10 protein-coding genes and 1 tRNA gene are annotated in these 8,621 nt (G+C 57.5%); all 11 read right to left on the bottom strand.

Annotation, left to right across the window (positions count from 1 at the left end):
- Positions 1–285: DNA-directed RNA polymerase subunit omega (locus R6U20_RS13365; protein WP_410338337.1), on the bottom strand; the 285-nt coding region annotated here is incomplete at its 3' end.
- A gap of 94 nt (positions 286–379) precedes the next feature.
- Positions 380–946, bottom strand: a complete 567-nt coding sequence (gene gmk / locus R6U20_RS13370; RefSeq protein ID WP_410338338.1) for a guanylate kinase — start codon at positions 944–946, stop codon at positions 380–382.
- 61 nt (positions 947–1,007) lie between these two features.
- Positions 1,008–1,880 carry a YicC/YloC family endoribonuclease gene (locus tag R6U20_RS13375; protein ID WP_410338339.1) on the bottom strand — a complete coding sequence of 291 codons (873 nt, stop codon included), beginning with the start codon at positions 1,878–1,880 and terminating at the stop codon, positions 1,008–1,010.
- 111 nt (positions 1,881–1,991) lie between these two features.
- A tRNA-Ser gene (locus R6U20_RS13380) sits at positions 1,992–2,083 on the bottom strand.
- 139 nt (positions 2,084–2,222) lie between these two features.
- On the bottom strand, positions 2,223–2,792 hold the full coding sequence (frr, locus tag R6U20_RS13385; protein WP_410338340.1) for a ribosome recycling factor: 570 nt from the start codon (positions 2,790–2,792) through the stop codon (positions 2,223–2,225).
- A 71-nt stretch (positions 2,793–2,863) separates the two neighbouring features.
- Positions 2,864–3,628 (bottom strand): UMP kinase, encoded by a 765-nt coding sequence (gene pyrH / locus R6U20_RS13390; protein ID WP_410338341.1) that lies wholly within the window; start codon positions 3,626–3,628, stop codon positions 2,864–2,866.
- A gap of 104 nt (positions 3,629–3,732) precedes the next feature.
- A complete protein-coding gene (gene tsf / locus R6U20_RS13395) occupies positions 3,733–4,560 on the bottom strand; it encodes a translation elongation factor Ts (RefSeq protein ID WP_410338342.1) in 828 nt (275 codons plus the stop codon).
- A gap of 91 nt (positions 4,561–4,651) precedes the next feature.
- Positions 4,652–5,773: a 30S ribosomal protein S2 gene (gene rpsB / locus R6U20_RS13400; protein ID WP_410338343.1), complete on the bottom strand. Its 1,122-nt coding sequence runs from the start codon at positions 5,771–5,773 to the stop codon at positions 4,652–4,654.
- A gap of 176 nt (positions 5,774–5,949) precedes the next feature.
- Complete coding sequence (gene rpsI / locus R6U20_RS13405) at positions 5,950–6,348, bottom strand: 30S ribosomal protein S9 (protein ID WP_098061242.1); 399 nt, start codon at positions 6,346–6,348, stop codon at positions 5,950–5,952.
- A 48-nt stretch (positions 6,349–6,396) separates the two neighbouring features.
- Positions 6,397–6,840: a 50S ribosomal protein L13 gene (gene rplM, locus R6U20_RS13410; protein ID WP_410338344.1), complete on the bottom strand. Its 444-nt coding sequence runs from the start codon at positions 6,838–6,840 to the stop codon at positions 6,397–6,399.
- Between the two features lie 656 nt (positions 6,841–7,496).
- Positions 7,497–7,892, bottom strand: a complete 396-nt coding sequence (locus R6U20_RS13415) for a hypothetical protein (protein ID WP_410338345.1) — start codon at positions 7,890–7,892, stop codon at positions 7,497–7,499.
- Positions 7,893–8,621: the final 729 nt, after the last annotated feature.

Consider the following 8,621-nt stretch of genomic DNA (forward strand, 5'->3'; position numbering starts at 1 on the left):
CTCGGGTTTACGGAAGTAGAGCCGATCGTTGATGAAGTCGTCGATGGCCATTTCGGTGGGCTCGGGCTTCAGTTCGTACTCGATCGAGATTTCCTCTTGCTCTTCTTGCATGCGCGCATCTTCCATTTCAGGGCCAAAGCCCTCAAAGTATTGCAGCTTTTCGTCGAGCTCAGAGTGCTGATCCGACGAAACCTGGCGGGCGCGCTTGGCCATGATGGCCACTGCTTCGTAGATGTTGCCGGTGCGGGAAGCCAGTTCGTCGACGTCGAGAGTTTCGATAGCCATAGGTTAAAACCACAAGAGAAAAAGTACACGCAAAAGGGTCATGCTGCACACGCCAGGTCGGGAAGCGTGCGATAGAGTAGCGGTGCAGCAGCGTTTAGCTTACTAAAAACTGATTGATGTGCTGTAAGGTTTCCTGGACAGCGGTATCCAGGTCGTCGTTCACCACGACCACGTCGAAGTCATCGGCGCGCTGCATCTCCATCTTGGCGCGATCGAGGCGATCTTGTATGGCCTTGCTGGTTTCAGTGCCGCGCCTGGTGAGGCGGTCTTTCAGTACGTCGAACGAGGGCGGGGCAATGAAAATGACGAGTGCTTCGTCGCCATACGCTCGTTTTACGTTTTGGGCCCCACGCACATCGATGTCAAGCAAGACGGGAGCAGCGGGCGAGGAGTCTTCCACCTCCTGTTTGAGTGTGCCATAGAACTGGTCGGGGTAGACCTCCTCGTACTCCAGCAAGTCGCCGTCTTCGATTCGCGCCTTGAAGGCCTCGGGGGCAAGAAAGTGGTAGTCTTCGCCATCGGTTTCGTTCGGACGCGGGGCGCGTGTGGTAGCCGATACCGAGAAGCGGAGCGCGTCGAGCGTGTTGAGCACGCGGCGTGCAATGGTTGTTTTTCCGGCACCGCTGGGGGCGGTGAGTACAATGATAGCACGCTCAGGCATAGGCAGGGGGAGACAAAAAGCACAGGTCGGCGCAGAAACAGGTACAGCGGGATGCTACAGGCTACTCGACGTTGCGAATTTGTTCGCGGAGTTGTTCAATCAGTTCTTTCATCTGCACGGCATGCTCCGAGATGGTGGCGTCGTTGGCTTTGGCCCCAATGGTGTTGACCTCGCGCAGCATCTCTTGCATGATGAACTTGAGGCGGCGCCCGGCCGGGGCGTCGTCGGATAACGCTTCGCGGAACTGACGAATGTGCGATTGCAGGCGCACGCACTCTTCATGCACATCGAGCTTGTCGGCCAGCACAGCGATTTCGGTTTCGAGGCGATCGCGGTCCAGGCGCTCGTCGCTAAGCAGGTCGCTCAGGCGGGCTCGCAGCAAGTCTTGCGCCTCGTCGACCCGTACGGGGGCACGCTTTTCGACGACCGTTAGGTGTTCGGTGAGTGCATCGAGTTGGGCGGTAAGGTCGTTGAGTAAGGCGGCTCCTTCGTCGGCCCGCATAGTGTGCAGGCCGTCGAGCGCGTCGGACAGGGCGTGCTCGATAGCAGTCCATACGGGTTCTGCGAAGGAGCGAGCTGTTGGGGTGCTGGCGTCGTCAAGAAAGCGGTGTGCTACGTCGAGCACCTGGTCGAGTGTAACAGGGGCGTCGATGCCGGCCGCGTCGCGCAGCGAGCGCAGCGTTGTGGCCACCGCTTGGGCGCGCTCGGGACTTAGCGGGATAAGCGTGTCAGCATGGGTATCTACGTCAACGGACACGCGAAACTGGCCGCGGTCGAAGCGGTCTTTGATCGTTTGTTGGATAGCCATTTCGCGTTCGCCAAGCCCACGCGGTCCCCGCACCGACACGTCGAGGTGACGTTTGTTTACGGAGCGCACTTCTACGGTTACGGTGGCGGCCTCGCTGGAGGCTTGCCCCCGCCCAAATCCAGTCATGCTGTGAATCATGCGAAGGAGAAGGTCAGGTCCGTAAACGATGAGCGGGAGCGCCGGATACAGCAAAACCGGACCGCCTGTAGAGCAGCCCGGTTCGGCAGAAAGCGTAGGTGGCGGAGAGGGAGGGATTCGAACCCCCGGTACCGCGTAAACGGTACACTCGCTTTCCAGGCGAGCCCCTTCGACCGCTCGGGCACCCCTCCGTTTTCGTTCATATCCATTTGTAGTGCAGGCAGCATACGCCCTGCAAGGTTAGACCCTGCGAGATTCGTTGTGCGTGGCTGCATGCGCTACAGTGCTTACACACATGTATCTGTAAGCCCATGTGCGAGGTTATGTTACTCACACTTCCATGATTTCATCTGCTTTCCGTTCCGTCATGGTATTAATGCGCTCCACGTACATATCCGTAAGCTCTTGCAGGTCCTCTTCAGCGCCGTAGCGCACGTCTTCGGAGAGATTTTGCTCCTTGACGATGCGTTGAATGGCGTCTTTAATGTCGCGACGGATGTTACGGATTGAGATCTTGGCTTCTTCGGCGCGCTCGCGGGCGGTGCCAGCCAATTCGCGGCGACGCTCTTCGGACAGGGGCGGCACGGGGATGCGGATGTTAGAGCCGTCGTTCGACGGGTTCAAGCCCAGGTTTGCCATCATGATGCCGCGCTCAATGTCGCTAATAGCGTTCTTGTCGAACGGCTGCACCACGAGCAAGTCAGCTTGTGGCGCGTTGATGCTGGCCACCTGGTTCAGCGGCGTTTTGCTGCCGTAATAGTCCACCTTTACGTTGTTGAGCATAGCTGGGGTAGCGCGCCCAGCACGAATGGTGTTGAGCTCTTTGCGCAGGTACGATACCGTTTCCTGCATTTGCTCATCGGCGCTATCGAGTTGGTCCTGAATCGGCGTATCAGACATAGGGAAAGCCAAGTCGTAGTGAAAAGGCCAGCGGCAGTGTATTAAGAGGCAGTGTATTAAGAGGCAGTGTGTTAGGAGGCTGCTGTCACGTAGGGCGCATCAGCTTCCTCGTTCCAGTGCACCTGGGTGCCTACGGCTTCGCCCTGTACAATGCGACTGAGATTGCCCTGGGTGCCCATGTCAAAGATGCGCAGTGGCATCGACGACTCGCGGCACAGGGTGAGCGCCGTCATATCCATTACTTGCAGGTTGCGGCGGATCATCTCATCGCCGTGGATCTGCACGAAGCGCTTGGCCGAGTCGTCTTCTTCGGGGTCGGCGGTAAACACGCCATTTACGCGGGTACCCTTCAAGATCATCTCGGCATCGATTTCGAGGCCGCGCAGTGCAGCAGCCGTGTCGGTGGTAAAATACGGATTGCCCGTGCCCGCGCCAAAGATAACAACGCGCCCTTTTTCCAGATGCCGAATGGCGCGCCGCCGAATAAACGGCTCGGCGATCTCTTCCATTTTGATGCTCGACTGCAAGCGCGTCTGCAGTCCAACCTGTTCCAGGGCATCTTGCAGCGCCATGCCGTTAATCATTGTGGCAAGCATCCCCATGTAGTCGGCATGGGCGCGGGTCATGCCTTTCATGGCGTTCTGCACGCCCCGAAAGATATTGCCACCGCCAATTACGATGGCGAGCTCCGCGCCCAGCTCCACCGCGTTCTTGATCTCCCGTGCGTAGTTGCGGATTACCGTTTCGTCGATGCCAAATTCGCGGTCGGCGCCAAGGAGCGCTTCGCCGCTAAGCTTGAGCAAGATGCGGGTGTGCGCGGGCGAGCCGGTAGACATATCGGGAACCGAAAAGTGGGCTGGATTCGAAAGGATAGCGTGGCGCAGGGGATGAAGCCAGCAGCAGGCACTCCGGCGCGAAGCCCCCGCTGCGGCAGCGCGGGTCAGTTTCCCAGTGCGTAGCGCACAAACTGATGCACCGACACGTCGGCATCGTCAAGCATCTCTTGCACCGAAGTCGACGCGTCTTTCACGAAGTCCTGTTCCAGAAGGACGTTATCCTGAAAGTAGCGGTTCAGTTTCCCGTTTACAATATTGTCGATTACGTGCTCGGGCTTGCCTTCGCTAACAGCGGCTTCGCGCGCAATCTCCTTCTCCTTTTCCTGGACGGATTCGGGGACTTCGTCGCGCGATACGGCAACCGGGTTCAGCGCCGCAATCTGCATCGCCACATCGAGTTGGGCCTGCTCGTCGTCACCTGTTACGCTTACGAGAACGCCCAGCTTCGAGCCGGGGTGGATGTACGACACAACGCTACCGTCATTGGTGGCTTCGAGCACATCGAAGCGGCGAATGTCGAGCTTCTCGCCAATGCGACCCGTCATGCGAACGAGTTCTTCCTGCACGGTGCGCTCGCCGTTGTAATCGAGGGCATGCAGCGCGTCAAGATCGGCGGGCTGCTCGTTCAGAACGAGGGTGGCCACGCGGTCGGCAAACGACGCGAAGTCGTCGTTACGGGCTACAAAGTCAGTTTCACAGTTGACCTCAACGATGGCCCCCGTGCTGTCATCGTCCGAAATAGCGGTTACCACCAGGCCTTTTTCGGCTTCGCGGTCGGCACGCTTGGCAGCCACCTTCTGGCCTTTCTTACGAAGCAGTTCAATGGCTTCGTCGAAGTCGCCGTCGGCTTCTTCAAGGGCCTTCTTGCAGTCCATCATGCCCACGCCAGTGGCATCGCGGAGCTCTTTTACGTCTTGGGCGGAAATACTCATGGGGTTGTTGGAAATTCAGGGTTATCTAAAAGCAGAAAGAGACAAGATGCAAGCGGGCCGAATCGCAATACGATCCGGCCCGCGAGGCACATTACGCGTTTTGCTTTGCGCTGGCTTTCTTCTTCATCTCACGCTCCTCCAGGCCCTCCTGAATGGCTTCGGTGATCGTGGAGGTGATGAGCTCGATGGAGCTAAGCGCGTCGTCGTTCGCGGGAATCGGATAGTCGATGTCCGACGGTTCGCCGTTAGTATCCACCATTGCGATGATGGGAATGCCAAGCTTCACGGCTTCGTTGACCGCGATGTCCTCGCGCTTCACGTCAACGATGAAGATTGCGCCGGGCGTGCCAGGTAGGTCGCGGATGCCGCCGAGCACGTTTTCGAGCTTCTCATGCTCGCGCAGGCGCATCAACTTCTCTTTCTTCTTGAGCTTGTCGAGCGTACCGTCGCGCTCCATCTTCTCGATCTCTTCCATGCGGAAGATGCTCTTCCGTATGGTTTCGAAGTTGGTCATTGTGCCACCTAACCAGCGGTTCACCATGTGCGGCATACCGACCGATTCAGCATGTTCGCGCACAATGTCTTGCGCCTGCTTTTTGGTGCCGGCAAAGAGAATGTTACGTCCGCCACGAGCAAAGCGGCGCGCGGCGTCGGCAGCCTCGTCGAGGAGCGCCTGCGTCTGCATCAGGTCGATGATGTGGATGTTGTTCCGCTCCATGAAGATGTAAGGCTTCATGCGCGGGTTCCACCGGCTGGTGAGGTGGCCAAAGTGCGCGCCCGCCTTCAGAAGCTGCTCAATCGTGACGCGATGCTCGGGCGATTGGTCGGCTCCGGCATCGTCGATTGACGCGTCGTCTTCATCGGCGTCGTCTTCAGTTCCGTCGTCATCCGCTTGGTCATCCGCTTGGTCATCCGCTTGGTCGTCAGCGGTATCCTTAGCGTCGTTGCTGTCGTCGTCCTCGGTACCGGCGTCAGCGTCATCATGCTGCGCATCGGCCGGAGCATCATCGTCCGGCGTTTCTGCGTGTGCATCCGCGGCCTCTTCAGCATCAGATTCGGACGTAGCCTCGGCGTCATCAGGAGCGTCATCCGAAGCGGCTGCTGCATCGGTCTCGGCAGCTGGTTCCTCTTTAGAAGGAGCGTCGGGTTCGGAAGGAGCGTCGGGCGAAGGGGCCTCGTCGGCCTTTGGGGTAGAAGCGTCGTCGTTAGCCATAAGTTGGGTAGTAAGCGTAGAAAAAACGGGTTTAGGCGACTACGACCGTCATCTGACACGCGAAACGACAGGAAGGGCAGAGCGCTTGTACACGCATCTGCTCGCTGACTATCGTCAACCCACGTAGCATCGGGCCGTATGATTGATTGGTTGGGAAGGCCAGATTCCGGAGCGGATTAACGCTTGGAGTACTGGCTCTTTTTCCGGGCTTTGGGCTGGCCGTACTTTTTGCGCTCAACCATGCGGTCGTCGCGCGTGAGGTAGCCAGCATTGCGCAGAGCAGGGCGCAGCTCTTCATCGAACTCGACGAGAGCGCGGGCAATGCCGAGGCGTGCTGCTTCGGCCTGGCCGGTGAGGCCACCGCCCGATGCGTTAACGAGCACATCGAAGTTGCCCACGGTGTCGGTTACTACGAACGGCTGGTCAAGCTCGCGGCGGCGCCATGCTACCGGGAAGTACTCGGATGCGTCTTTGCCGTTCACCGTAAACGAGGTGCCGTCGCCCGGGCGCAGATACACACGGGCCGTCGACGTTTTACGTCGCCCAACGGCGTTGAATTGCTTAATAGAAGCCATAATGGAGGGAGGGTTGGTGGTAACGCACAAACGAAAATCCGCTCGTCTTTACCATTCAAGCGGAGTAGGCTGCTGAGCTTCGTGAGGATGCTCGGGGCCGGTATGCACTTTCAGCTTGGTAAGCATGCGGCGTCCCAGTTTGTTTTTTGGGAGCATGCCTTTAACGGCCATGGTGATGAGGCGCTCGGGGTGTTTATCGCGCACTTCGGCGGGCGAAAGCTCTTTCTCGCCGCCGGGGTAGCCGCTATAGCTGCGGTACGTTTTGTCGGTCTCCTTCTGACCGGTAAAGCGCACCTTGTCCGCATTCACCACGACGACAAAGTCGCCGGTGTCCATATGCGGAGTGTATATCGGCTTGTGCTTTCCGCGCAGCACATGGGCAATACGTGAGGCTAAGCGCCCCACGACCATGTCTGCTGCATCCACGATATGCCAGTCGCGCTCAATGTCGCGCGGTTTGGCGCTGTACGTCTTAAAGCTTTGTGTATTCATAGGTATAGTCCGTCTGCAAAACGCTCGGATCCGAAAGTGTGAAGCGGCCCGCCTCTACCCGGCAGGCGCGGGTGTGGCCTGCGTTGGAACGCTACGAAGGGATCCGCTTCGGCATGTGCGGCAACAGGGCCCAATGTGTTTTTGTGCTGCACAGCGCATGCGAAGGCGGGACCGGCGGTAGGCTTGCGGCACCGGCGCTTGCAACGTTGCAAGCGCCGCACAGAAGAGGGCCCACGTCTGCATCGTTGTGATGGAGACGCGCTGCCATCTGTTGAGCACGCACTTAAGGCGAACTCGGGCGGCAGGCCAAGCGAAGCGCTGAAGCGAAGCGATGCACAGAGGCTGTGCCACGCCGTAAACCCAGGGGGCTGCAAAAAAGTGTTGCGTTCACACTACAGGCGTATGTGCACGACAGGAGGAAGTCGCAAGTTTTGAGGGTGCAAAGGTATTCCTGCAATCTTGATGCATCGTGCGTAGCAAAGGCTACCATGGTGGACGTGGAGCACACCTTCCACAAAATGGGCGTGCTATGAGTCGGAAAGAGATAAACAGAGGTAGGTTGTGTATCCGACCCCGAAAGATACTGGGTGGATGGTACCTCATGCGGCAGGCGCCACACAGCAACTGGGTAAGGGCGTGTTGAATCGTAAGTGGGATTACCCCTCGGCGATATCTGGATGCGCCTCGCGAATTTGCTTGTTGGCATCCTTTTTCATGCGCATGACTTCCTCAGCGTCTAAGATACCCTTTTCCACCAAGCGTACCACAACAAAATGAAGCACCATAATATCACGCTTATTAACGAGGATAACCTCGCCAGCGTTGGCATCTTCAGGCAGTCCAAGAAGCGTTGACGGATTTACCGACTTGGCGCTGGTTGACTGCTTGTCATTGGTTGAGGTGTGCTCATTGTTTCCTGAGCGGCCCGGTACAGCTTCACGGTCAGTATCAGTCGGTTCATCGGAAGCCTCCGGCATGTCTTTGGCGCTGTCTTCCTGATCTGTTGTTGTTGTGAATGTGCCCGGAGCCAGTCCATCCCATAATCGTCGCATAGTCTTAAGAAGGCCTTGCGTGAAGAAAAAGCGCTGGCAGGAGCTGATTTGCTTTCTAACACTTGTAAACCGCAGTGTCGTTCGAAAGTGTTACAGCTACAGGAAGCCATACTTTTCTGATCGGTATCGAGACATGAGAGCGCCGACGAAGTCCGATGCATTATGGCATAGTTGCAGTGTGCAATACCTTTGCCAAAGCTAATAACTTGCAACAAGCCGCCCGAGAGATGAAGAGCTACTGCCGTGCAACATGGGTAATGTGCGAATAGATGGCCCATAGGGCCTCCAGAGAGAGATAGCTCGGATGGCTGGAATCGCACGGTCAGCGGTACGTGATCATAGAAATATGATATACACAACAGGATCATACAATTTTACCCCACGATGGGTACTTTATCCCCTGCTCGCATTGCCTGCTATGCGGCTGCATGTGCTTGCGCACGCGCTCACACGCTTGCATGTGCAGCACCGTAGTTGTACGTTCTTTGTGGAATACCCATTGCCTTACACATAGGCACAAATGCCGCCGCACGGGGGCTCACGTGTGGCACGCTCTTCTACCTACTTGCTGGTTTTCTGCCCTAAACCTCCCGTTACGACATGGCTTCCGTTGCTGAACAAGTCCAACAACTAAAACGCGAAATGGCCGATCAGCGCCGCAAACGGGCCGAATCGCTGCAGCAGATTCGCAGTGATGTGCATGCCGTGGAAGGCACGGTGGCCGATATG

Source organism: Longimonas sp., from assembly GCF_046498435.1.
GTDB lineage: Bacteria > Bacteroidota > Rhodothermia > Rhodothermales > Salinibacteraceae > Longimonas.

What these genes read in the sequence shown, in the direction of transcription:
- gmk (WP_410338338.1), bottom strand. Translation starts at nt 946, where the DNA reads ATGCCTGAGCGTGCTATCATTGTACTCACCGCCCCCAGCGGTGCCGGA.
- R6U20_RS13375 (WP_410338339.1), bottom strand. Translation starts at nt 1,880, where the DNA reads ATGACTGGATTTGGGCGGGGGCAAGCCTCCAGCGAGGCCGCCACCGTA.
- frr (WP_410338340.1), bottom strand. Translation starts at nt 2,792, where the DNA reads ATGTCTGATACGCCGATTCAGGACCAACTCGATAGCGCCGATGAGCAA.
- pyrH (WP_410338341.1), bottom strand. Translation starts at nt 3,628, where the DNA reads ATGTCTACCGGCTCGCCCGCGCACACCCGCATCTTGCTCAAGCTTAGC.
- tsf (WP_410338342.1), bottom strand. Translation starts at nt 4,560, where the DNA reads ATGAGTATTTCCGCCCAAGACGTAAAAGAGCTCCGCGATGCCACTGGC.
- rpsB (WP_410338343.1), bottom strand. Translation starts at nt 5,773, where the DNA reads ATGGCTAACGACGACGCTTCTACCCCAAAGGCCGACGAGGCCCCTTCG.
- rpsI (WP_098061242.1), bottom strand. Translation starts at nt 6,348, where the DNA reads ATGGCTTCTATTAAGCAATTCAACGCCGTTGGGCGACGTAAAACGTCG.
- rplM (WP_410338344.1), bottom strand. Translation starts at nt 6,840, where the DNA reads ATGAATACACAAAGCTTTAAGACGTACAGCGCCAAACCGCGCGACATT.
- R6U20_RS13415 (WP_410338345.1), bottom strand. Translation starts at nt 7,892, where the DNA reads ATGCGACGATTATGGGATGGACTGGCTCCGGGCACATTCACAACAACA.